This window comes from Streptomyces sp. NPDC045778 (assembly GCF_056431945.1).
This window is the reverse complement of record NZ_JBWKJZ010000001.1, coordinates 454,307-476,020: the sequence shown is the minus strand read 5'-3', so window position 1 is coordinate 476,020 and position 21,714 is coordinate 454,307. Positions and strand designations below refer to the sequence as shown.

23 protein-coding genes are annotated in these 21,714 nt (G+C 72.5%); 12 read left to right on the top strand and 11 right to left on the bottom strand.

All coding sequences use genetic code 11. From position 1 onward, the window contains the following. Positions 1-38 precede the first annotated feature (38 nt). Positions 39-491: a hypothetical protein gene (locus AC07GB_RS02095; protein ID WP_478841291.1), complete on the top strand. Its 453-nt coding sequence runs from the start codon at positions 39-41 to the stop codon at positions 489-491. A 59-nt stretch (positions 492-550) separates the two neighbouring features. Here AC07GB_RS02095 and AC07GB_RS02090 read toward each other — a convergent pair whose 3' ends face one another. From AC07GB_RS02090 to AC07GB_RS02080, 3 genes are all read right to left on the bottom strand, one after another. Continuing rightward, positions 551-1,732 carry an RNA polymerase sigma factor SigF gene (locus AC07GB_RS02090; RefSeq protein WP_478841290.1) on the bottom strand — a complete coding sequence of 394 codons (1,182 nt, stop codon included), beginning with the start codon at positions 1,730-1,732 and terminating at the stop codon, positions 551-553. Then, positions 1,729-2,142 (bottom strand): ATP-binding protein, encoded by a 414-nt coding sequence (locus tag AC07GB_RS02085; RefSeq protein WP_478841289.1) that lies wholly within the window; start codon positions 2,140-2,142, stop codon positions 1,729-1,731. The genes AC07GB_RS02090 and AC07GB_RS02085 overlap by 4 nt, the downstream gene beginning before the upstream one ends. 244 nt (positions 2,143-2,386) lie before the next feature. Further along, positions 2,387-2,647 (bottom strand): UBP-type zinc finger domain-containing protein, encoded by a 261-nt coding sequence (locus AC07GB_RS02080; RefSeq protein ID WP_478841288.1) that lies wholly within the window; start codon positions 2,645-2,647, stop codon positions 2,387-2,389. 45 nt (positions 2,648-2,692) lie between these two features. Here AC07GB_RS02080 and AC07GB_RS02075 point away from each other — a divergent pair, with 45 nt between their 5' ends. Continuing rightward, a complete protein-coding gene (locus tag AC07GB_RS02075; RefSeq protein ID WP_478841287.1) occupies positions 2,693-4,291 on the top strand; it encodes a Na+/H+ antiporter in 1,599 nt (532 codons plus the stop codon). Here the strand turns inward: AC07GB_RS02075 and AC07GB_RS02070 are convergent. The 4 genes from AC07GB_RS02070 to AC07GB_RS02055 all read right to left on the bottom strand — a co-directional run bounded on the left by AC07GB_RS02070 (position 4,270) and on the right by AC07GB_RS02055 (position 6,745). Next, positions 4,270-5,205, bottom strand: a complete 936-nt coding sequence (locus AC07GB_RS02070; protein ID WP_478841286.1) for a 1-aminocyclopropane-1-carboxylate deaminase/D-cysteine desulfhydrase — start codon at positions 5,203-5,205, stop codon at positions 4,270-4,272. The genes AC07GB_RS02075 and AC07GB_RS02070 overlap by 22 nt on opposite strands. 31 nt (positions 5,206-5,236) lie before the next feature. Continuing rightward, positions 5,237-5,827, bottom strand: coding sequence for an N-acetylmuramoyl-L-alanine amidase (locus AC07GB_RS02065; protein ID WP_478841285.1), 591 nt, complete (start codon positions 5,825-5,827; stop codon positions 5,237-5,239). Positions 5,828-5,989: 162 nt separating this feature from the next. Then, positions 5,990-6,223: a hypothetical protein gene (locus AC07GB_RS02060; protein WP_478841284.1), complete on the bottom strand. Its 234-nt coding sequence runs from the start codon at positions 6,221-6,223 to the stop codon at positions 5,990-5,992. A gap of 84 nt (positions 6,224-6,307) precedes the next feature. Then, positions 6,308-6,745 carry a phosphatidylglycerol lysyltransferase domain-containing protein gene (locus AC07GB_RS02055; RefSeq protein WP_478841413.1) on the bottom strand — a complete coding sequence of 146 codons (438 nt, stop codon included), beginning with the start codon at positions 6,743-6,745 and terminating at the stop codon, positions 6,308-6,310. 557 nt (positions 6,746-7,302) lie between these two features. Here AC07GB_RS02055 and AC07GB_RS02050 point away from each other — a divergent pair. The 6 genes from AC07GB_RS02050 (at position 7,303) to AC07GB_RS02025 (ending at position 12,909) form a co-directional block, all read left to right on the top strand. Further along, positions 7,303-8,709, top strand: a complete 1,407-nt coding sequence (locus AC07GB_RS02050; protein WP_478841283.1) for a family 2B encapsulin nanocompartment shell protein — start codon at positions 7,303-7,305, stop codon at positions 8,707-8,709. A 129-nt stretch (positions 8,710-8,838) separates the two neighbouring features. Continuing rightward, the gene (locus tag AC07GB_RS02045) at positions 8,839-9,915 is read left to right on the top strand and encodes a family 2 encapsulin nanocompartment cargo protein polyprenyl transferase (protein WP_478841282.1); all 1,077 of its coding nucleotides are present in this window, start codon (positions 8,839-8,841) and stop codon (positions 9,913-9,915) included. Positions 9,916-10,113: 198 nt separating this feature from the next. Further along, positions 10,114-10,713, top strand: coding sequence for a GNAT family N-acetyltransferase (locus AC07GB_RS02040; protein WP_478841281.1), 600 nt, complete (start codon positions 10,114-10,116; stop codon positions 10,711-10,713). A gap of 168 nt (positions 10,714-10,881) precedes the next feature. Continuing rightward, a complete protein-coding gene (locus tag AC07GB_RS02035; protein ID WP_478841280.1) occupies positions 10,882-11,478 on the top strand; it encodes a dihydrofolate reductase family protein in 597 nt (198 codons plus the stop codon). A gap of 44 nt (positions 11,479-11,522) precedes the next feature. After that, entirely contained in the window at positions 11,523-11,840 is a 318-nt protein-coding gene (locus tag AC07GB_RS02030) for a hypothetical protein (RefSeq protein WP_478841279.1), read from the top strand. Positions 11,841-11,973: 133 nt separating this feature from the next. Beyond that, positions 11,974-12,909: a hypothetical protein gene (locus AC07GB_RS02025; RefSeq protein WP_478841278.1), complete on the top strand. Its 936-nt coding sequence runs from the start codon at positions 11,974-11,976 to the stop codon at positions 12,907-12,909. Between the two features lie 7 nt (positions 12,910-12,916). Here AC07GB_RS02025 and AC07GB_RS02020 read toward each other — a convergent pair whose 3' ends face one another. Then, the gene (locus tag AC07GB_RS02020; protein ID WP_478841277.1) at positions 12,917-13,495 is read right to left on the bottom strand and encodes a CGNR zinc finger domain-containing protein; all 579 of its coding nucleotides are present in this window, start codon (positions 13,493-13,495) and stop codon (positions 12,917-12,919) included. 25 nt (positions 13,496-13,520) lie between these two features. On the opposite strand from AC07GB_RS02020, the gene AC07GB_RS02015 reads away from it, so the two are divergent. The 3 genes from AC07GB_RS02015 (at position 13,521) to AC07GB_RS02005 (ending at position 17,742) form a co-directional block, all read left to right on the top strand. Next, positions 13,521-14,492 carry an EamA family transporter gene (locus tag AC07GB_RS02015; RefSeq protein ID WP_478841276.1) on the top strand — a complete coding sequence of 324 codons (972 nt, stop codon included), beginning with the start codon at positions 13,521-13,523 and terminating at the stop codon, positions 14,490-14,492. 382 nt (positions 14,493-14,874) lie between these two features. Beyond that, entirely contained in the window at positions 14,875-15,537 is a 663-nt protein-coding gene (locus AC07GB_RS02010) for an HAD-IA family hydrolase (RefSeq protein WP_478841275.1), read from the top strand. Between the two features lie 1,278 nt (positions 15,538-16,815). Then, positions 16,816-17,742 (top strand): sigma-70 family RNA polymerase sigma factor, encoded by a 927-nt coding sequence (locus tag AC07GB_RS02005; RefSeq protein WP_478841274.1) that lies wholly within the window; start codon positions 16,816-16,818, stop codon positions 17,740-17,742. A 25-nt stretch (positions 17,743-17,767) separates the two neighbouring features. Here AC07GB_RS02005 and AC07GB_RS02000 read toward each other — a convergent pair whose 3' ends face one another. Together AC07GB_RS02000 and sodN are read right to left on the bottom strand one after the other, a co-directional pair. Beyond that, positions 17,768-19,771: a GTP-binding protein gene (locus tag AC07GB_RS02000; RefSeq protein WP_478841412.1), complete on the bottom strand. Its 2,004-nt coding sequence runs from the start codon at positions 19,769-19,771 to the stop codon at positions 17,768-17,770. 295 nt (positions 19,772-20,066) lie between these two features. Then, a complete protein-coding gene (gene sodN / locus AC07GB_RS01995) occupies positions 20,067-20,462 on the bottom strand; it encodes a superoxide dismutase, Ni (protein WP_144320877.1) in 396 nt (131 codons plus the stop codon). A 143-nt stretch (positions 20,463-20,605) separates the two neighbouring features. Here sodN and sodX point away from each other — a divergent pair, with 143 nt between their 5' ends. Then, a complete protein-coding gene (sodX, locus tag AC07GB_RS01990) occupies positions 20,606-21,067 on the top strand; it encodes a nickel-type superoxide dismutase maturation protease (RefSeq protein ID WP_478841273.1) in 462 nt (153 codons plus the stop codon). Here sodX and AC07GB_RS01985 read toward each other — a convergent pair. Continuing rightward, positions 20,971-21,600: a CGNR zinc finger domain-containing protein gene (locus AC07GB_RS01985; protein ID WP_478841272.1), complete on the bottom strand. Its 630-nt coding sequence runs from the start codon at positions 21,598-21,600 to the stop codon at positions 20,971-20,973. The two genes, sodX and AC07GB_RS01985, sit on opposite strands and share 97 nt — an antisense overlap. Between the last annotated feature and the right edge of the window lie 114 nt (positions 21,601-21,714).

Genomic DNA, 21,714 nt, shown 5'->3' with positions numbered 1-21,714 from the left:
GTGCCCGGCTCCGCGCCGCCCGCGGCTACCCTCGATGCGTGAGCACTGAGCCGAAGACCACCCCCGAAGCCCCGGAAACGGGACCGCGTCCCGGGCGCCTGACGGCCGCCGCGGCGCTCGCCGCGCTGGAGGGCCTCGCCCTCGTCGTCGGCGGTGCGTACATGCTCGTGATGGGCCTGGCGGGTGACCCCGACAACCCGCGGCAGGCCACGACCGGCGGAGTCACGCTGATCGTCCTGGCGCTGCTGCCGCTGATCGCCGCGCGCGGCCTGCTGCGGCTGCGCCGGTGGGCCCGCGGCCCCGCGATCATCACGCAGATCATGGCGCTGCCGGTGGCCTGGCAGCTGCTCCAGGCGGACAGCGCGATGATTCCGGGCGGTATCGCCCTCGCCGCGATCGCGATCGCCACGCTCGTCCTCCTGGTGAACCCCGCGGCGACCGAGGCGCTGGGCATCGGAGGGCCCCCTTCCGTACAGGAAGACGGCAAGTAGTCGCCGGCCCGCCGAGCGGGCCGGGGCGGAGAAGACGTGGCCCCCGCGCGCGGGGGCGGTCACTCCTCTACGAGGAGCTTCTCCCGCAGCTGGGCCAGGGTCCGGGCGAGCAGCCGGGAGACGTGCATCTGGGAGATGCCGACCTCCTGGGCGATCTGCGACTGCGTCATGTTGCCGAAGAAGCGAAGGAGCAGGATCCGCTTCTCTCGGGGCGGCAGGTCCTCCAGGAGCGGCTTGAGGGACTCGCGGTACTCGACGCCCTCCAGGGCCTCGTCCTCGGCGCCGAGGGTGTCCGCGACGGCCGGGGACTCGTCGTCCGTGTCCGGGACGTCCAGGGACAGCGTGGAGTACGCGTTGGCCGACTCCAGGCCCTCCAGGACCTCCTCCTCGGAGATCGCCAGCTTCTCGGCCAGCTCGTGCACGGTGGGGGAGCGGCCGTGCAGCTGGGACAGCTCGGCGGTCGCCGTCGTCAGGGCGAGGCGCAGCTCCTGAAGCCGCCGCGGGACGCGCACCGCCCAGCCCTTGTCGCGGAAGTGGCGCTTGATCTCACCGACGACCGTCGGTGTCGCGTACGTCGAGAACTCCACGCCGCGGTCCGGGTCGAAGCGGTCCACGGACTTGATCAGTCCGATCGTGGCGACCTGCGTCAGGTCGTCCAGGGGCTCGCCGCGGTTGCGGAAGCGGCGGGCCAGGTGCTCCACGAGCGGCAGGTGCATGCGGACCAGCTGGTTGCGCAGCTCCGCGTACTCCGGGCTGCCGTCCTTCAGCGCGCGCAGCTCCACGAACTTCGCTCGCGCGCCGCTGCGGTCCTGTGGATCGTGCCGGCTGTGCTGCTCGTGCTCGCTCATCGTCCCGCCCGTCACCAGCCGCCGCCCTTCTGGGGCCCTGCCCCCAGTGCTGGACGCCCGGGGGGACCCCCTGCGTGCGGCGCCTACTTGGTCCTTTCGCCCTCCGCCCGGGCCGGACAGCTCGTCGAACCCGTCCTCGGCGGTCGGCGCTGCCTCATCCGGCATCGCTGTCTTCTCGGCCACCGTCAGCGGACCCGACTGCTCCGGGTCCTGCGGGTGCGGCCTGGCCTGCTGCTCGGGGATGCCTCCGGGGGCAGGTGCCGGCTCCGCGGGGCCGCCGCGTCCCGCGGCCGGGCGCGTGCCGCCCCTGCCGCGGCCGGGCAGGCCGTGGGTGCCGTGCTTGCCGGGTGTTCCGCGCTCTTCGTCCCGCACCGGCCCGTCCCCGTTCCTCACGCCGGCCCGGGTCCCGCGCCGCGCTTCTTGTAGAGGCTGATCGAAACGGTCTTGTCCTCGCCGACCGAGGAGTCGACCATGCCCGCGAGGGCCGACAGCACAGTCCATGCGAAGGTGTCCCGCTCCGGAGCGCGGCCGTCGGTGGTGGGTGCCGACACGGTCACCTCCAACGAGTCGTCGACGAGCCGGAAGACGCAGCTGAGCACGGAGCCGGGCACGGCCTGCTGGAGCAGGATCGCGCAGGCCTCGTCGACCGCGATGCGGAGGTCCTCGATCTCGTCCAGGGTGAAGTCCAAGCGCGCCGCGAGGCCGGCCGTGGCCGTACGCAGCACCGACAGGTAGGCACCCGCAGCCGGAAGGCGGACCTCTACGAAGTCCTGATTCCCGGGCTCGCCTGCGATCTGGGACACCCTCACCTCCAAGGTGGTACAAGCACTTTCGGGGCTCCGGGGCCGCTCTCCGGCGGCCCGGACTGCGTCACTCGGGTAACGCACCTCGTCTTTCAGCGGTGACGCTACCGCGCTGCTCAGTTCCGTGTCCCGGGGACCCCGCCCCGTTGCTGTCACTCATAGTAAGCCTACGGGTACGGACAGTGGCTAGGGGTTTCGCGGGCCCAATTGGAAAGAAGGAGCGTCGGGTTGACGTACCCAGGGCTCAGACGATCGAACCGTCGACAAAGCACCAACGCCAGCTTTCGCCCGGCTCGAAGCTCCGCATGACGGGATGCCCGGTCTCCTTGGAGTGCGCCGTCGCGTGCTGGAACGGGGAGGAGTCGCAGCACCCCACGTGCCCGCAGGACAGGCACAGCCGCAGTTGCACGGGGTGGCTGCCGGCCGCGAGGCACTCCGGGCAGGTTTCGCTCAGCGGCTCGGGTTCGGGGTGGGGCAGCGCGCTGACGTGCGGACACTCGTTCATGATGGCCAGGTTACGACGGGCGAGCGGACGGCGGAGGGCCTTGCCATGGACGTACTGCCACTGGTGGCACTGATCGCGGCGAGCGCCGCCGTGGCCGGTGCGGCGCGCCGCACCCCGGTGCCCGCGCCGCTGCTCCTGGTGGGCGTCGGACTGATCGCGGCCTACCTGCCCGGGGTGCCGGACTACCACCTCGACCCGCACATCGTGCTGCCGCTCGTCCTGCCGCCGCTGTTGCACACGGCTGCTCTGGAGAGCTCGTATCTGGACCTGCGGGCCAACGTGCGGCCTGTGGCGCTGCTGTCCGTTGGTTACGTTCTGTTCGCAACGGTCGTCGTCGGCTGGCTCGCGTACCTGTTGATCCCCGATCTTCCGCTGACCGCCGCGCTCGTCCTCGGGGCGGTGATCGCGCCGCCGGACGCCGTCGCCGCCACCGCGATCGCGCGGCGCGTGGGGCTGCCCTCGCGCATCACCACGATCCTCCAGGGCGAGTCCCTGGTGAACGACGCGACCGCGATCACCGCCTACAAGGTGGCGCTCGCGGCGGCCGTCGGCGAGGGCGCCAGCTGGGCGGGCGGCATCGAGGAGTTCCTGGTGGCCGCGGTCGGCGGTGTCGGTGTCGGCCTCCTCCTGATGGTGCCGATCCACTGGCTGCGCACCCACCTGAAGGAAGCGCTCCTGCAAAACACGCTGTCGCTGCTCATCCCCTTCGTGGCATACGCCGTCGCGGAGCAGGTGCACGCCTCCGGAGTGCTCGCCGTGGTCGTGGTGGCCCTCTACTTGGGGCACCGCTCCTGGCAGGTCGACTTCGAGACGCGGCTCCAGGAGGCCGCGGTGTGGCGGGTGGTGGGCTTCCTCCTGGAGTCGGCGGTGTTCGCGCTCATCGGACTCCAGCTGCCGATCGTCCTCAGGGACCTCGGCGAGTACAGCGTGGCGCAGGCGGTTTGGTACGCCCTGGGGGTCTTCGTCCTCGTCGTGGTGGTGCGCTTCGTGTGGTCGTATCCGGCGACGTACTTGCCGCGCTTCCTGTCGCCGCGGATCAGGGACCGCGAGAGTGAGACGGACTGGCGGCGGCCGCTGGTCGTCAGCTGGGCCGGGATGCGGGGCCTCGTGTCGCTCGCGATCGCTTTCTCCATCCCGCTCGTCATGGACGACGGCGAGCCCTTCCCCGCCCGCAACCTGGTGCTCTTCCTGACCTTCACGACCGTCATCGGCACCCTCGTGGTGCAGGGCCTCTCGCTGCCGTGGCTGATCAAGGTGCTGCGGCTGCCGGGGCCCGACGCGCGGGCGCAGACGCTCGCCGAGGCGCAGGCGCAGAACGCCGCCTCACAGGCCGCGGAGGCCCGTCTCGACGAACTGATGGCGGACGAGCGCAACAGTCTCCCAGGGCCCCTCCAGGACCGCCTGCGCACGGTTCTGGAGCGGCGCCGCAACTCCGTGTGGGAGCGGCTCGGCCAGCCCAACCCCGTGACGGGCGAGACCGCGGACGACACCTACCGCAGGCTGGCGCGCGAGGCCATCGCCGCCGAGCGCGAGGGGTTCGTGCGGCTGCGGGACGAGCGGCGCATCGACGACGAGCTGTTGCGGACGCTGCTGCGGAAGCTGGACCTGGAGGAGGCCGCGGCCTATCGGGAGGTCGAGGAGTGAGCCGGGCCCGGCGCGGGCGGCGTGCCGGTGACGACGGCCGTGACCGTGGTCCCGGGGGCGAAAGCGCCCTCTTCGGAGAGGGCGGTCAGCGCGTACAGGAGCTTCGCCACGTAGACGCGCTCCACGGGGAGGCCGTGCCGGTCCTCGAAGTCGTCGGCGAAGGCGGTGAGGGCGTCGGTGACGCGGGCGTAGCCGCCGCAGTGGAAGCGGTCGTCGAGGCTCCAGTTCGGCGTGGGGGAGCCGAGGGCGGCGTCCTGGAGCCGCCGTATCTCCTCGCCGAGGAAGCCGCCCTTGAGGACGGGTATGCCGAGGGCGCGCTGCCCCGGGGCGAGGCCCGCGGCCAGGCCGGCGAGGGTGCCGCCGGTGCCGCAGGCCACGGCCGCGATGTCGGTGTGCCCGCGCAGCTCGGCGCCCAGGGCCGCGCAGCCGTGCACGGCGAGGGCGTTGCTGCCGCCCTCGGGGATGACGTACGCCTCCTGGGTGGCGGTCTCGCGCTGGAGGGCTGCCAGGACGGCGGGTTCGTGCTTGCGGCGGTACGTCGACCTGTCGACGAAGAGCAGCCGCATGCCGTCGGCCGCGCACTGGGCGAGTGACGGATTGAGGGGCCGGCCGGCCAGCTCGTCGCCGCGCACGACGCCGACGGTGGCGAAGCCGAGCAGACGGCCCGCGGCGGCCGTGGCCCGCAGGTGGTTGGAGTAGGCGCCGCCGAACGTCAGCAGGGTGTCGTGACCCGTCGCCCGCGCCCGCTCCAGGTTCAAGGCGAGCTTGCGGTACTTGTTGCCCGGCAGGGCCGGGTGGATGCGGTCCTCGCGCTTGAGGAGGAGGCGGAGGCCCCGCGTGGTGAAGCGGGGGTCGGTGACCGGCTGGAGGGGGGTGGGCAGCCGGGGCGCGAGGGCGGGCGGGGTGGGTGGCACCCCGCCATTGTCCCTCTGCCTCACTTCGGGGTTACTTCAGCCGCTCGTGGACGCGGGCCCGCATGGCGCCCATCGTGAAGCCCTTGGGGTCTATCTTTCCGGGCTGCCACTCCAGGTGCCCGATGACCGAGCGGGCCGTCCACTCGTGGTGGCGGCAGACCGCCGCGGAGACCCGCTCGACGGCGTCCAGCTGGGCTTCGGTCCAGGGGTCCTCGCCGTCGCCGAGGTTCTCGCACTCGAAGCCGTAGAAGTGGCGGTTGCCGTCCGTGTTGGCCTCGTTGTCCGGCGGCAGGGCCTTCTCGGCGATGACGGCGCGCAGCACGTCGTCGTCGCCGAAACCCGCGTGATTGGCACGGCCGTAGCCGATGAGGTGGACACGGCCGTCCTTGGTGATGACGCCGTGGCACAGGGGGCCCGGCAGGCCCTCGTAGCCCTCGCGGCAGATCCGTACGGTCTTCTCGGCGCCGGACGTGACCGTGTGGTGGATCATCACGCCGTGCACCGGGCCCCAGGGGCCCTTGTGGTTGCGGTTGTGGGTGCGCCAGTCGCCGACCTCGACGACGGTGACGCCTTCGTCGCGCAGCGCGTCCAGGAATCTGTTCGCGGACATGGGTGTAGCCATGACCGCCTCCTTCGGGGAACGCGACGGCCGCCCGTCGCGGTCCGCCTCGTACGCAGCTTGTACCGAACAGCAGAGGCCCGAACTACCTGTTCGGAGGCTGTTCGGGCCACTGTGCGAGCTGATTCGGTCAGCTCCGGAGGCGCTGCGTGATGCGGACGACGATCAGCCCCTCAGGAAGCCGTCGCCGTGCGTCGCGATGTGGGCCTCCAGGGCCGAGAGGGCCTGCTGTGTGGCGTCGGGGGTGCCGCTGCCGCGGCGCTCCGCGTAGTACGCCGCGCCGAGCTGCTTCAGGAGGTCGTTGCCCGCGCGCTGGGCCTGGACCTCGTCGATCTTCTGCTTGCCTTGGTTGAGCCCCTGCTGCACCTGTTCTCTTGCGCGGTCCAGGAAGCCTGCCATGTGCTTTCTCCTGACGGTTGGTGCGCTCACTGCGTGTGTGTGGTGCAACGAGCGCGCGGATCTTGCGGTTCCCCTCCCACCGCCCTACGCGGCCAGCTTGCGCAGCGGACGGACTCCTCGGGCTGCCGACAGGTGCGGCAGATGTGCCGTGCCGATCGCGCGCGTGCCGCTCGGCAGCGTCGCGGGACCGGGGAGGCACGGGTGCATCGGGTGGTACTCGGGCTGGAATTCGGCCCTGAAGTGGAACAGGGAGCGGACGCCGTATACAGGCTCCGGGACGCGGCCCGCGCAATCGAGGAGGCGCCGCGGTGCGGCACTCCGTTCCGTGGCGCCGACACGGGCCGACGGAGCACCGGACAAGCTCATGAGCTGGGCACCTTCCACCTTGGAGCCGGGCGCGGCGGATGCGATCAAGAACTCCATCACACCCCGGAACCCGTCCGACCGCCTCCGCGTGAAGTCAAGGGTCCCTCCCACGGGTTGGCTTGAATCGTGTGCCCCATTCGCCCCACGGACGGGCATCCAGGCCGTCACGCCGTGCCTCGTGCGGCCGTCGCCAGGGCACGCACGCGTGCCACCGTTCCCGCGTCCGGCCCTCGACAGGTGTGCGGTGATGACGCTCAGGAGGTACGCCATGAGGCCGGGCGGCACCCCGTGCGCGGCCCCACGCGCGGAGGGCTAGGCCCCTTGTGCGCGGCGGCGGCGCGAAGGCGCGCGGGGCGGCGCGCGACCAGCGCAGGGGCTCCCGCTCGCCCGGCGAAGCGAGCGGTGGCCGTGGCGGCGGTTCCGGGGCGGGGGCGCCCGCCTGGCCCTCGGGAGTGCTCATCCACCGAGCGCATCAGGCGGCCGCCGCGGGCACATCCGGGGCTGATCCGAACGGCTTCCGGGGCTGAGCCGAACGGGTGAGGTGCGCCCCCGCCCCTGTCCTTGGACGAACGTACGAAGGATCGCGCCTGGTAAGCGGCAGCTTGCCCCGTCCTCCGCGATCCATTCCCGCTCATTTGTGTAATGGCGCCCGTACTCACCGTGCTGAAAGGCTGACGAAAGCACGCCAGTACATGATCGGGAGGGCATTGTCCATGTCGGTAGGCGAAGAGGTCCGTACGGACGAAGGCAGGCCGCAGCAGAGTCTCGGCACCTCTGCCGCGCGGAATCTGGCCACCACCACCAAGTCCGCGCCGCAGATGCAGGAGATCAGCTCGCGCTGGCTGCTGCGGATGCTGCCCTGGGTCCAGGTGCAAGGCGGCACGTACCGAGTGAACCGCAGGACGAGTTACTCGGTTGGTGACGGCCGTGTCACGTTCATCAAGACCGGGGACCGCGTCGAGGTCATCCCGGCCGAGCTCGGCGAGCTGCCGGCCTTGCGGGACTTCGAGGACCAGGAGGTGCTCGCGGAGCTGGCGCAGCGATGCCAGCAGCGGGAGTTCGAGGCCGGCTCGGTCCTCGCGTCCTTCGGCAGCCAGGCCGACGAGGTGTTCCTGCTGGCGCACGGCCGCGTCGAGCAGATCGGCACCGGCCCCTACGGCGACGACACGGTCCTCGGCACCTTCGCCGACGGGGCGTACTTCGGCGAGCAGGCGCTGATCGACCCCGAGACCATCTGGGAGTACACCGTCCGCGCGGTGACCGCGTGCACGGTCCTCACGCTCCCGCGCCAGGACCTGGAGCAGGTCGCGGAGCGCTCCGACTCCCTGCGTTCCCACCTCCAGGGACTGCGTTCGATCCCGTCCCAGCGCACGAACGACTACGGGGAGGCGGCCATCGACCTCTCCTCGGGCCACGTCGGCGAGGCCGTCCTGCCGGGCACCTACGTGGACTACGAGGCAAGGCCGCGCGAGTACGAACTGAGCGTCGCCCAGACCGTCCTGCGCATCCACACGCGCGTGGCGGACCTCTACAACCAGCCGATGAACCAGACCGAGGAGCAACTGCGCCTCACGGTCGAGGCACTGAAGGAGCGCCAGGAGCACGAACTCATCAACAACCGCGAGTTCGGCCTGCTCAACAACTGCGAGTACGACCAGCGGCTCCAGCCCCACGACGGCGTGCCCAGCCCGGACGACCTGGACGAGCTGCTCAGCCGCAGGCGCGGATCGAAGCTGTTCCTCGCCCACCCGCGCGCGATCGCCGCGTTCGGCCGCGAGTGCAACAAGCGCGGACTGGTCCCGGAGACCATCGACATGTCCGGACACCGCATCCCCACCTGGCGCGGCGTGCCGATCTTCCCGTGCAACAAGATCCCGGTGACCGAGGCCCGCACCTCCTCGATCATCTGCATGCGTACGGGCGAGGACGAGCAGGGCGTCATCGGGCTGCACCAGGCGGGCATCCCGGACGAGATCGAGCCGAGCCTGTCCGTGCGCTTCATGGGCATCAGCGAGCAGGCGATCATCTCCTACCTCGTCTCGACGTACTACTCGGCGGCCGTCCTGGTCCCGGACGCGCTCGGCGTCCTGGAGAACGTCGAGATCGGCCGCTGGAGGTGACCCGCCGTCCCTGCCCGTGGCGCCGGCGCCGCCACCCGTGTCCCTTGCAGCGGCGCCGGGCCCGCCCTTTCTGTACGCGCCCGGCAGCCAGGGACCGGCCGCCGTCCGCCGCCACACCGGAGTGAGTCCATGACGGACACCGCGGACCTGACGGCGCGCGTGCGGACGCCCAGAGGTCCCGGCCCGCCGGAGGGGTGCGAGGCGGCGGACATCCTCGCGGCGGCGCGTCACTGCGTCGACCCGGAGCTGCGCCGCGCCGTCGAGTCGCTGCCCGGCTCGATGCGCCGCGTCGCGCTCTACCACTTCGGCTGGGAGCGCGCGGACGGCACGCCCGCGGCGGGGAGCACGGGCAAGGCCATCCGGCCCGCGCTCGTCCTGACCGCCGTGCGGGCGCTGGGCGGCGACCCGCGTGCCGCCGTCCGAGCGGCGGCGGCCGTGGAGCTGACCCACAACTTCACGCTGCTGCACGACGACGTCATGGACCGGGACACCACCCGCAGGCACCGGCCCACCGCGTGGGCCGTGTTCGGCGACGCCGACGCGATCCTCGCGGGGGACGCGCTCCAGGCGCTGGCGCAGCGACTGCTCGCCGAGGACCCCCACCCGGGGGCCGCGGCGGCGGCCGCCCGCCTGGCCGCCTGCGTGGTGGAGCTGTGTGCCGGGCAGCAGGCGGACTGCGCCTTGGAGCGGCGCGCCCCCGGAGAGGCCTCGCTCGCCGAGTGCCTCGCCATGGCCGAGGCCAAGACCGGGGCGCTCCTCGGCTCCGCGTGCGCGATCGGCGCCGTGTACGCGGGCGCGGGAGCGGAGTGCGCCGACGCCCTCGACGGGTTCGGGAGGCAGGCGGGGCTCGCCTTCCAGCTCATCGATGACGTGATCGGGATCTGGGGGGATCCCGGGCGGACGGACAAACCCGTGTGGGCGGACCTCGCGGCCCGTAAGAAGTCGCTGCCGGTGATCGCCGCGCTCGCCTCCGGCACCCCGGACGGCGCCGCTCTGGCCGCGCTGTACGGCCGTAGGGCGAGGGCGGGCGACCTGGAGCGGATGGCCCGCGCGGTCGAGGGTGCCGGAGGGCGGGACTGGGCGCAGACACAGGCCGCCGACCGGATGTCCCGGGCGTTGCAGGAGCTGGCCCGCGCGGTTCCGGACCCCGAGCGGGCGGGGGGTCTGCTGGCGCTCGCGGAGTTCGTCACCCGCCGCTCCCACTGACGACCGGCCCGAGGGGGGTGCCCGGTGGGTGGGGGCCCGCCGTGCCGCTTCGTGCGGCCGGTGGCCTCCGCCCGCCGGGCGTTCGGGAGGCGGCGCCGCGCTCCCGACGCCGTACCGCTCCGTCGCTGCGTACGAAGCGATCACTTAGGCTGCAACCGGCAGTGCGGGGGGTGGGGTTGACAGTGAAGGGGTGGGGTCGTGGGAGTGGCGATACGGAGAGCGAACGAAAGTGACCGGGCGGACATCGTCCGGCTCATGGACGAGTCGTTCCACCGGGATCCGGTGAGCAGTTGGGTGTTCCCGGACGAGGAGCGTCGGCGGCGCAGACACGGCGCGCTGATGAACGCCTTCCTGGATCTCGCGTTCGCCGAGGGGTACGTGGACATCTCCGAGGACGGCTCGGCGGTGGCGCTGTGGTGGTCGGTGCCAGCGGGGCCGGGGCACGAGGACGCCGAGGACGGGCCCGCGCAGCTCCGGAAGGCGGTCGACCCCGACAACGAACGGGTCGAGGTGATCGGACAGTTGACGTCCGAGATCCATCCCACCGACCGGCCGCACGAGTATCTGCACATGATCGCCGTACGGCCCGACCAGCAGGGGCAGGGGCTCGGCACGGCGCTCGTCAACTCCGTCCTCGACCGCTGTGACCGCGACGGCCTGCACGCGTATCTGGAGGCGAGCAGCGCGCGCAGCCGTGAGCTGTATCTGCGTCTCGGCTTCACCGACCTGGGGCAGGCACTCGACCTCCCTGACGGGCCAAAGATGTGGCCCATGTGGCGTGAGCCGCACGTCTCCTGAATCGCTGGAACGTCGACCGGCCTTGGGACGCAGGAGGCTGCTCCGGAAGAGCCTCCTGAGCCCTAGGAAGCACTGCACGTGAAGCACTGTAAATAGAGTGATTCATGGGGGTGGGCGAACGCGACCCGGGTCGTGAGCGCTCACCCACCGTCCTCGGGGAGGTTCCGCTTGCGCAAGCTCACCTACTTCGTCGCCGTCTCGATCGACGGGTTCATCGGTGACCCGAGCGGAGACGCCAACTCCTACATGGCGTACGTGGACGAGGAGTTCCTGGAATTCCTCAAGACGGAGTACCCGGAGACGATCTCCGTCGCCGGGCGCCGCGTCCTCGGCTTCGACGGGGTGCCGAACCGGAGGTTCGACACCGTCATCCAGGGCATGAACACCTACCGGGTCGGCCTGGACGAAGGCATCCCGAGCCCGTACGCGCACCTGCGCGAGTACGTCGCCTCGCGCAGCCTGGGCACGGCGCCCGTCCCGAACGTCCAGGTCATCGCCGACGACCTCATCGGCAAGGTCCGCGAACTCAAGGCCGAGGACAGCGACCTGGACATCTGGCTGTGCGGGGGCGCGCAGCTCGCGGGCCGGCTGCGGGACGAGATCGACGAACTCGTGCTCAAGACGTATCCGGTGCTGCTCGGCTCCGGCATGCCCATGTTCACGGGCGTGGAGTCCGCCGTCAGCGGCTTCACGCTGACCTCGTCCCGGGTCTTCGGCAACGGGATCGTCGTACGGAACTACGCGCGGCAGCCCGCGAACGGGTGACCCTCAGGCTGTGCGGACCCCATAAATCGCCATATCCTGAATTTATGGGCACTGATGGAGATCGGTCCGTCCCCCGTCCCGAGGGCGAGCACACCTGCCCGAGCTGCGGAGGGTTCGTCGGTACGGCCATCAAGCGGCGCAAGGTGCTCGGGGCGTACGTCCCCGTCTGGGGACCGGCCCCGTGCCGCAACGCCGCGTGTGACGCGTGCGTCACCGAGGAGGAAGCCGAGGGCAGGGGCCGACGCGGCCACAAGGGCAGGAGGCGGGGCGCCCGCCAGCAGCAGGAGCGCCCCCAGCGGCCCGGGCCCGCGGAGGCCGACACCAAGTCCGTCGTGGAGACGGAGCCGGACCCCGGCGCCTGACGCCCCGGACTTCGCGCGACCGGCCGGCCCCCTCGCCTCGGCGGTGGTGCCGCTGTCCGGGCCTTAGGGGCGTAGACCCCAACTGACCTGCGCGGACGGCTGATTGTCAGTGGTCGCCGATAAGGTCCCGAGCATGAAGGTGACGTGGGGGAAGCTGTGGGCTGCCGCGCTGGTGGCCGTGGTGGCAGTGGCCGGGTGCGGGGTTTGGAGCGGCAGCCGGGGCAAGGCCGGTTCGCCGGACGGTGGCGCGTCTGCGTCCGGTGTGCCCGAGGTCGACTCGGAGCGTGACCTTCCGGAACTGCCGCTGGACCGCTACGAGTTCAGTTCGCGCGACTACGACCGCCAGGAGGCCGCCACTTTGCGCCTCACCCAGGCCTGCATGAAGTCGTACGGCTTCGCCGACTTCCCCCTGCGCTGGCACGAGCGCGACACCACCATGGCCGACGTGGCCGCCACGGCAGTCGTCTCGACCACGCTCACCGGCACGCTCGACGTCGACCGCGCCCGGCGCGTGGGGTACGGCATGGAGGGCGACGCCCTGAAGGAGTACTGGGAGCAGCGGTTCTCGAAGGGTCGCCTGGTCACGCAGGACGAGTACGAGGTGCTGCGCGGGGTGGGCAAGGGCCCGAGAGGCGGCTGCTACGAGCGCGGTGAGCGTCAGCTGCTCGCCGGCGTCAAGGACGAGGGGCGCATGCGTGGGTACGTGCCCGAGCGCCGCGCGGCCCTCGACAAGGCCGTCGCCAAGGACCGGCGCATGCGGCGCGCCCTGGACACGTGGGCCGACTGCGTCGAGGGCAAGGGCTTCAGACGCTACGCGAGCCCGGAGGCGGCCTTCCTGGACAAGGCCTGGCGGCGCGGCGGCGACGGGCAGACCCGGCGCACGCGCCGCGAGCGGGACACCGCCGTCGCCGACATCGAGTGCAAGCGCGAGCACAACACGGCCGGTGTGTGGTGGGCCGTGGCCGCCGAGAAGCAGCGGCACGAGATATCCCGGCACAAGGGGGCGTACGACGCGGTCCTCGCCGACCTGGAGCGGGTGCGGGCGACGGTGCGGCGGGCGCTCGCCTAGCGGCCGTTCACGCGGGGCGGCGGGCCCGGTGCCTGGCCACCGCGTCGTTGTTGGCGCAGCGCACCGAGCAGTACGCGCGGCGGCCCGCGCGGGATGTGTCCACGAAGGCGCGGCCGCAGGCCGTACGGGCGCAGCGGCCCAGGCGGCGGGCGTCGGCGTGACACACGATGTACGCGAGCCCGGCCGCCGTCAGGGCGCGCACGTGTGCTGCCGGGTCGGCGCCGGGCGCGCTGTAGTGGAAGTGCGGAGTGCCGTCGTGCAGGGCGATGTACGGGCGGCTCGACGCCTCGTCGAGGAGCCCGTTGAGGCGGGCACAGCGCTCCGCGAGGTCCTGCGGGCCGAAGCAGGCGGCGAGGCGGCGGGCCCACGTGTGGAGGTCCTGCCGCTGTGCGGGGGTGAGCGCGTGGTCCACCACGCCGTGTGCGGCGAGCAGGTCGTCCGGGCGCGGAGCGTCCGTGTCCGGGGCGTCCGGGTCCGTGCCCTGTGGGCCTGCGTCCTGCTGGGCCGCGTCGCTCGTGGTCGCGTAGGCGTTCACCAGGTCTGCGGCGAGCAGTGCCGCCTCGCCGCCGTAATGGTTGAAATGCATAAGGGCATGACATCACGCTGGGCGCATGGGGAACACTCGCGCCGCGCGTGGCGCCCTCGGCCTGGTGCTCGCGCAAGTGGTCAGCCTGCAAGCGGGGGCGGCGGTCGCCAAGGCCGCGTACGCGCACGTCAGCCCGACCGCCCTCGCGGGCATGCGGCTCGGGTTCGCGGCGCTCGTACTGTGGTGTGTGGTGCGGCCTCGGCCCGGGCGGTTCACGGCCGAGCGGTGGTGGGCCGCCGTGGGGCTCGGGGTGGTGCTCGCCGCGATGAACACGGCGTACTTCCAGGCCATCGGCAAGCTGCCGCTCGGCGTGGCCGCCACGCTCGAACTGCTCGGGCCGCTGCTGCTCGCCCTCGCGCTCTCGCGCAGCGTGGCGCAGCTGTGCGCGGGGCTCCTCGCTCTCGCGGGGGTGCTGCTGCTCGCGGCGCCGGGTGGGGCGCTGCCGGTCGCGGGGCTTGCGCTGGGCGCGCTCGCCGCGGGCTGCCGAGCCGCGTACGTGGTGCTCAACCGGCGGGTGGGGCGGCTCTTCGCGGACTGGTCCGGCCTCACGGTGGCGCTGGCCGTGGGCGCGTTGCTGCTGGTGCCGGTCGCGGCGGTGGCCGACGGCGCGGCCGTCGCCCGGCGTCCGGCTGTCCTCGGCACCGGCCTTCTCGTCGCGCTCCTGTCGTCCTTGATCCCTTACTCGCTGGACCTGCTCGCCCTGCGCCGCGTCGGGGTCCGCGCCTTCGGGGTGCTGCTGGCGCTCGGCCCCGCGGTGGGAGCGGCGGTCGGCTTCGCCGCACTCGGCGAACAGCTGAGCGCACGGCAGTGCGGGGCGGTGGCGCTCGTGGTGGTGGCTTGCGGGTGGGCGGTGTGGTCGGGGCGTGCCCCTGTGGGTGGGGGCTCCGGCGTCGAGAGCGCAGGTGTCGTGGGCGAGAGCGGCGGCCCTGGGGGCGAGGCCTGTGCTGCTGTGAGTAAGCGGGGTGGTTCGGGGGGCGACGGGTGGCACCGGGAGTGAGCCGCGTCGCTGTGGGCGAGCGTGGATCTGGCGAGGCCGGGTGCCGGGTCGGCTCCGCGGCCGAGGGCAGCGCTTCGTATGTGAGTAGGGCAGCACGGCCGCGTGCGAGAGCCGTGTCACTGCGGCACGGGAGTGCCCGGGGCTCCAGGGCCGAGGGGCCGGGCGCAGGGTTTGGACCAGGGCCCAGGGCTGCGTCGCCACGCGTGAGTAGGGCGGCATCGCCGCGGGTGAGGGCCGTGCCACCGGGGCGGGAGGCACCAGGCACCGGCCTGAGGGTGGCTTCGGCGGTGTCGGAGGCTGGGCGGTGGCGCGGCCCAGGGCCTCGCCCCCGTCACCCTCGCGGGCATGATGGGCCCATGACCCGACTCGAAGGCCCCATCCGGTGACCGACGCCCAGGCAGGCCTCATACGCCCTGCGGACCCCGCGGGCTCCCGCCCCTTCGACGCCGTCCTCACCGACCTCGACGGTGTCATCCGCTTCTACGACATGTCGCGCCTCACGGAGCTGGAGCGCACGGTCGGGCTGCCCGAGGGGGCCACCGCCGAGATCGCCTTCGCGCCCGAGACCGATCTGCCGCTGATGCTCGGACGGATCGGCAAGGACGAGTGGGTGGCGGCGATCGCCGCCGGGCTCGCCGAACGCCGGGGGCTCGACGCGGCGCGCGGCCGCGAACTCGGGCTCGTGCTCGCGGAGTCGGCGTTCTGGGCCGACCTCACGGTCGTCGACCTGCTGCGCCGCGCCCGCGCCCACGTACCGGTGTCGATCGTCACCAACGCCACGCCCTGGCTTGACGAGGACCTCGCGCGGCTCGGCCTCACCGCCCTGGTGGACGACGTGGTCGGCAGCGCCGCTCTCGGTCTGGCCAAGCCCGACCGCCGCATCTACGAACTGGCCGCCGAGCGGGTGGGAGCCGCCGTCACGCGCTGTCTGTTCGTGGACGACCGCGAGGAGAACGTGGCCGCGGCGACCGCGCTGGGAATGCAGGGGGTGCTGTACCGGGGCCCCGACGACCTGCGGGCGGCCCTGGCACCTCTACTCGGCTGACGAGGCACGTAGCGCGAGGCGCGCGGATACGACGGCACAGGGGCGCGAGGCCGCCGGGGCACGCCGGCACGAGGCCACGTGGGTGCGACGGCACAGGGGCGCGAGGGTGTGACCGCACGACGGCGCCACGGCGCGACCTCTCGACGGTGCGAGGGCGCGACGGTGCAGCGGCGCGAGGGCGCGATCGGTGAAGGGACGCCGGCACGCCGGCGTGGGGGCACGACCGCACGTCGGCGCGACCTCACGACAGCGCGGGGGCGCGAGGGTGTGACCGCACCACCTCACGACGGTGCGGGGCACGATCGCACGTCGGCACGTCGGCACGTCGGCGCGACCTCACGAGAGCGCGAGGGTGCCAGGCCACGACGGGGCGACCGCGCGACGGCGTGAGGCCATGACCGCACGACCGCACGCTGGCGCGACGCCGCTAGGCGGCCAGGGTGTGACCTCACGAAGGTGTGACGGCGCGACCCCAGGGCGGCGCGAGATCGCGAGGCCGCGCCCCCACGACGACGCGAGGCCACGATGGCACGACCGCGCGATCTCACGACGCGCGAGGGCGCGACCCACGAGAACGTGAGGCAGCGAGGCCGTGAGGCGGCGAGGGTGTGACCCCACGCCCGCGTGACCTCACGACGCGCGAGGGCACCGCCCATGAGGCCATGAGGCCATGAGGCCATGAGGCCATGAGGTAGCGAGGTAGCGAGGCAGCGAGGCAGCGAGGGTAGGGCCTCACGACGGTGCGACGGCGCGAGGCTGCGACGGTGCGAGGGCGCGACCCCACGACGGGACGACGGCGTGAGGCCGCGAAGGCACAACGGCGTGAGGCCGCGACGGCGCGACCCCACGACGACGCGAGGCCGCGATGGTACGAGGGCGCGACCCCACGAAGGCGCAACGGCGTGAGGCCGCGGCGGTGTGAGGGCATGGTGGTGTGAGGGCATGGTGGTGCAGGGCCGGTGCGAGGGGTATGCCCCCGTGCGCCCCGGGCAGCCCCGCGGAGCGCCTCCGCGCCCCCACCCCGTATCGCCCACCCCCACACGCGGACGCCCCGTCACCAGGCCCGCTCGGCCGGCCGCTCGGCCCGGTGTCGGCATACGCGTGGCCATCTGTCTGTCCTCCACATCACACGCAGGTCCATGTCACATTCGCGCGGGGATCGATACCGTGGACGTACCGCTTCGTGATCTTCTGGTCGGCGCCGCCGCGCGGCGGGTGACGCACCGCCGTTCTCGGTGTGTCACTGCTCTGACGGATCACGACGAAGGAATGTGACAGATGGACGGAAGAGATGTCCTGGCGGAGCGCTTCGAGGAGCACCGGCCCCACCTGAAGGCGGTCGCGTACCGCATGCTGGGCTCCCTGAGCGAGGCCGAGGACGCCGTCCAGGAGACCTGGCTCAAGCTCAGCCGAGCCGACAGCGACGCCGTGCGGAACCTGGGCGGCTGGCTGACGACCGTCGTCGGCCGCGTCTGCCTCGACCTGCTGCGCACCCGCCAGCAGCGCGGCGAGCAGTCGCTCGACGTGCCCGCAACCTACGTGCCCGACCCGCGGGTCAGCGCGTTGCCGGGGCGCCGTGAGACGGCCGACCCCGAAGAGGAGGCGCTGCTCACCGACTCGGTGGGGCTCGCCCTGCTCGTCGTCCTGGACACGCTCAGCCCCGCCGAGCGGCTCGCGTTCGTACTGCATGACATGTTCGCCGTGCCGTTCGAGGACATCGCGCCCATCGTGGAGCGGGCCCCGGCCGCGACCCGGCAGCTGGCCAGCCGCGCCCGCCGCCGGGTGCGGGACGCGGCGCCGGCGCCGGACCCGGACCGGGCCAAGCAGCGCGAGGTCGTCGAGGCGTTCCTCGCGGCGGCGCGCGGCGGCGAGTTCGACGCGCTGCTCGAACTCCTCGACCCGGACGTGGTGCTGCGGGCCGACGGCGGCGAGGTCGCGGGCCTCTCGCGCCTCGTGCGGGGGGCGCAGGCCGTGGTGGCGGGGGCGCGCTCGTTCGCCACGGTCGCGCTCTCGACGCACCTGGTGCTCGTCAACGGCAAGGTGGGCCAGATGTCGGTGGTGGACGGCAAGCCGTTCTCCGTCGGCGAGTTCACCGTCCGCGACGGCCGGATCGTCGAGATCAACATCCTGGCGGACCGCGACCGGCTCGCCGCTCTCCTGGACGCCTCCACGCTCGCGGCCGTCACCGGGGAGGCCACCGGCTGACCGCGGCCGCCCCGGGCGCACGGCCTCAGCCCAGCTGGGCCCGCCGCGTGACCCGCTGCACGTACTCCTTCCGGTCCAGCGGATTGTGGTCCGTGCGCGGGCGCGCGGGCGGCGCCCCGCGCACCGGCTCGTAGCGCTCGAAGGCGGACTCCATCTCGCCCTCGCCGCGCGTGAGACCGGGCAGCAGCCGCTCCAGCTCGTGCACGCGCGCGGCCGGGATCACGCCTTCGAGCACGTACGCCGAGCCGTGCGCCGCCGGGGCGTGCGGCACCGCGCCCAGGCGCCCGAGCGCGGACAGCAGGGTGCCGAACACCTCGGCGGGCACGGTCAGCCGGAAGCGGTGCACCGGCTCGTGCACCCGCGTGCCCGCCGCCCGCAGCGCCTCCATGAGGACGAGGGGCGTCAGCAGGCGGAAGTCCCCGGCCGTGCTCGACATGCTCTTGTCGAAGACCGCGTGCGCGTGGCTCTGCCGCGGCCAGTACCCGCAGTGGGTCATGGTGACGAGGCAGTCGGGGACCTCCCAGCCGTGCACGCCCTGCCGCAGCGTCTCCCGCACGGTCTCCTCGACCGCCGCGAAGAACGCGTACGGCATCGAGCCCAGCTCGACGCCGAGGCGGAACGCCACCCCGGCCCCGGGCGCCGCGGGCTCCACGCGCAGCCCCACCGTGGCGAGGAACGGGTTGGGTTCCGTGTCGATGACCTCGACGTGCGCCCCGGTGCCGACGACGCGCTCCACGCACAGGGTCGTGGTCGCGCGGAAGTCGACGCCGACGCCGAACTCCTCGGCCAGCGTGGCCTCGATGACCTCCTTCTGGACCTCGCCGTACAGCGATACGGAGATCTCCTGGCGCAGCGGGTCCTGGCGCAGGCCGATCAGCGGGTCCTGCTCGGCGAGCCGGGTGAGCGCGGCGTGCAGCGCGCCCCGGTCGCCCGGGCGGCGCGGCTCGACGACGGTTTCGAGGGTGGGCGGCGCGAAGTGCCGCCGCGGCGCGTGCCGTTCCGGTACCTCGCGCACGTCGCCGAGCACATCCCCGATCCGTACGTCGCCGAGGCCCCGCACCCGGGCGATCTGCCCGGCGACGGCGGTCTCGCGGCGCGCGGCGGAGCCCTGCTCGAAGACGCTGAGGGAGGTGACCTTGCCGGGTTCCGCGCGGCCGTCGAGCGGCACCCGGTCACGCACCCGCAGCGTGCCGGAGTACAGCCGCGCGTACGCCACCTTCTCGCCCGCGAGGCCGCGCTCGACCTTGAAGACGGTGCCCGCGAGAGGCCCCCGCGGGCTGCCGCCGGCCCGGGGCAGGAGTTCCTTGACGGCGTCGGTCAGCGCGTCGAGCCCGGTGCCCGTGATGGCCGAGCCGAAGAGCACCGGATGCGTGTCGGCCCGCCGCGTCTGCTCCGCCAGGGCCGCGCGCAGCCGCGCGTACGACAGGGCGGTGCGGTCGTCCGCGACGTACGCGGCGAGCAGCTCGTCGTCCCGCTCGGCGAGGGACTCCGCCAGTCGGGTGAGGAAACGGGCGTCGTCGGGGGCGTACGGGACGGCCCGCGCGCCCCGTGTGCCGGGGGAGCGGACCGTGCCCAGGGCGACGGCCCCCGGGGTCAGTTTTCGGCCGATCTCGGCGAGGACGCGCTCGCCGTCGGCGCCCCGGCGGTCGACCTTGTTGACGAACACGAGCGTGGGGATGGCGAGCCGGCGCAGCGTGCGCATGAGCACGCGGGTCTGCGGCTGCACGCCTTCGACGGCCGACACCACCAGCACCGCGCCGTCGAGCACGCTCAGGACGCGCTCCACCTCGGCGATGAAGTCGGGGTGGCCGGGCGTGTCGATGAGGTTGACCGTGACGTCGTCGAGCGCGAACGACACGACGGCGGACTTGATGGTGATCCCGCGCCGCCGCTCCAGGGCGAGGGAGTCGGTGAGGGTGCTGCCGTCGTCGACGCTGCCGAGTTCGTCGACGACACCGGCGGAGTGCAGCAGCCGCTCGGTCAGGCTGGTCTTACCGGCGTCTACGTGCGCCAGGATTCCCAAGTTCAGGGTGGGTGAAGGGGTGTGCGACGGCACAGGGCGTCATGTCCTCGTGATGGGGGGCGATTCCTTCCTGGTGGGACATGGACGTCGTCTGGCGCATCAGGGGGTCTCCTGGTCATGGAGGTGGCTGCGGGCGAAGCCAGTGCAGCAGGAGGCGCGGCGGGGGAGCAACTGATTTCCGTACGACGAACGATTTCCGTACGACGAACGATTTCCGTACGACGGACAGGGGCGGACATGACGGAGGGGCCCGTACGGATCGCTCCGCACGGGCCCCTCCGCGGTGTGAACCGCCCTGCGATCAGGCCTTCTTGGTCTCCCAGAAGATCCGGTCGATCTCGGCGATCAGCTCGAGAGCCTTCTCGCCGGTCTTCGGGTCCGTCGACCCCTTGGCGGCCGACAGGGCCTTCAGGGTGTCGTTGACCAGGACGTGCAGCTGGGGGTACTTCTCGAAGTGCGGCGGCTTGAAGTAGTCGCTCCACAGCACCGAGACGTGGTGCTTGGCGAGCTCGGCGCGCTGCTCCTTGATGACCGTGGCACGGGCCTGGAAGTGCGGGTCGTCATTCGCGGCCATCTTCTCCTGGACGGCCTTGACCGACTCCGCCTCGATGCGGGCCTGGGCCGGGTCGTACACCCCGCACGGCAGGTCACAGTGGGCGCTGGCCTTGACCTTGGGGGCAAACAGGCGGGAGAGCATTGAGCTGTCCTTCCTCGTGATCGTCTTCTCAGGTGGGACATTACTCCGTGAGAGACGTGTTTTCGCGAGTGCCCCCATGGGCTTAGGACAAAAGTCCAGGGTCACACTGGAGCTGGTGGAGGATGGGACCGGGAGGTTGTCTGATGCCGGAAATGGCGGCAGACGGGCGGGAGACACGCGTGCCGTTCCAGTTGATCGAGGTCGACGGTCCGTCGATGGTGCCCACGCTCAATCCGGGGGACTGGATGCTGGTGCAGCACGGCGCGCGGGTGCGCCCCGGCGACGTGGTGATCCTGCGGCATCCGCTGCAACAGGACTTGTTGGTGGTCAAGCGCGCGGTCGAGCGGCGGGACGGCGGCTGGTGGGTGCTCGGCGACAATCCGTACAACACGGGCGGCGACAGCAACGTCTACGGCGTGGTGCCGGAGGACCTCGTGCTCGCCCGGGTGCGGGGGCGCTTCAGGCCGCTCGGCAGGTTCCGCGAGGAGCGTGAGGCGCTGGGGCGGCGTCAGCTGTCCCTGACGGCGCTGGTCTCCTGGACCTTCTCCGCGGTGCGCCCGGTGCTCGCCGACCGCTCGCTCTCCAGGCGCTTGCGCGCGCGGTAGGCCGCCACGTTCGCGCGGGTGGCGCAGCGGTCGGAGCAGTAGCGCCGGGAGCGGTTGGTCGAGGTGTCCAGGTAGGCGTTGCGGCACGGCGTCGCCTCGCACAGGCCGAGCCGGTCCACGCCGTGCTCGGTGAGGTGGAAGGCCAGGCCCATGGCCGCGATCGCCGCGTACCCGGCGGTGGCGTTCGACGGGTGGTCGGCCAGGTGCATGTGCCACAGCGGGCGGCCGTCGTCGTCGCGGTAGTCGTGGCCGGAGATCTGCGGGCTCACCGGGAACTCCAGGAGCAGGGAGTTCAGCAGGTCCACCGCGAGGGTCTCGTCGCCGCCGTCCGCCGCCTCGAAGACCGACCGCAGCCGCGCCCGCACCGAGCGGAAGCGCGTCACGTCCGAGTCCGTGGCGCGCCGGCCTGCCTGCTGGTTGACCCCGAACAGCTCGCGGACGGCCTCGACCGACGTCAGCGTGTCCTTGTTGCGCGCCGGCTCCTCGGTGTTGACCAGACGTACGGCATAGTCCGAGTAATAGGCCAGTTCCACTTGTAGTCCTTACCGGGGCGGGCTATCTTCGTCTGCGGGCGTGGTAACAGTCGATATTCGAGCGCGGGTGTTACCTGCCGAGGTTAATCGAGGGTAGTACGGGACGGAGGGCTT

Bases quoted from the DNA above. Each gene is read 5' to 3' on its own strand.
- AC07GB_RS02080 (WP_478841288.1), bottom strand. From the start codon at position 2,647: ATGAACGAGTGTCCGCACGTCAGCGCGCTGCCCCACCCCGAACCCGAG.
- AC07GB_RS02075 (WP_478841287.1), top strand. From the start codon at position 2,693: ATGGACGTACTGCCACTGGTGGCACTGATCGCGGCGAGCGCCGCCGTG.
- AC07GB_RS02065 (WP_478841285.1), bottom strand. From the start codon at position 5,827: ATGGCTACACCCATGTCCGCGAACAGATTCCTGGACGCGCTGCGCGAC.
- AC07GB_RS02060 (WP_478841284.1), bottom strand. From the start codon at position 6,223: ATGGCAGGCTTCCTGGACCGCGCAAGAGAACAGGTGCAGCAGGGGCTC.
- AC07GB_RS02055 (WP_478841413.1), bottom strand. From the start codon at position 6,745: ATGCCCGTCCGTGGGGCGAATGGGGCACACGATTCAAGCCAACCCGTG.
- AC07GB_RS02050 (WP_478841283.1), top strand. From the start codon at position 7,303: ATGTCGGTAGGCGAAGAGGTCCGTACGGACGAAGGCAGGCCGCAGCAG.
- AC07GB_RS02045 (WP_478841282.1), top strand. From the start codon at position 8,839: ATGACGGACACCGCGGACCTGACGGCGCGCGTGCGGACGCCCAGAGGT.
- AC07GB_RS02030 (WP_478841279.1), top strand. From the start codon at position 11,523: ATGGGCACTGATGGAGATCGGTCCGTCCCCCGTCCCGAGGGCGAGCAC.
- AC07GB_RS02025 (WP_478841278.1), top strand. From the start codon at position 11,974: ATGAAGGTGACGTGGGGGAAGCTGTGGGCTGCCGCGCTGGTGGCCGTG.
- AC07GB_RS02020 (WP_478841277.1), bottom strand. From the start codon at position 13,495: ATGCATTTCAACCATTACGGCGGCGAGGCGGCACTGCTCGCCGCAGAC.
- AC07GB_RS02015 (WP_478841276.1), top strand. From the start codon at position 13,521: ATGGGGAACACTCGCGCCGCGCGTGGCGCCCTCGGCCTGGTGCTCGCG.
- AC07GB_RS02005 (WP_478841274.1), top strand. From the start codon at position 16,816: ATGGACGGAAGAGATGTCCTGGCGGAGCGCTTCGAGGAGCACCGGCCC.
- sodN (WP_144320877.1), bottom strand. From the start codon at position 20,462: ATGCTCTCCCGCCTGTTTGCCCCCAAGGTCAAGGCCAGCGCCCACTGT.
- sodX (WP_478841273.1), top strand. From the start codon at position 20,606: ATGCCGGAAATGGCGGCAGACGGGCGGGAGACACGCGTGCCGTTCCAG.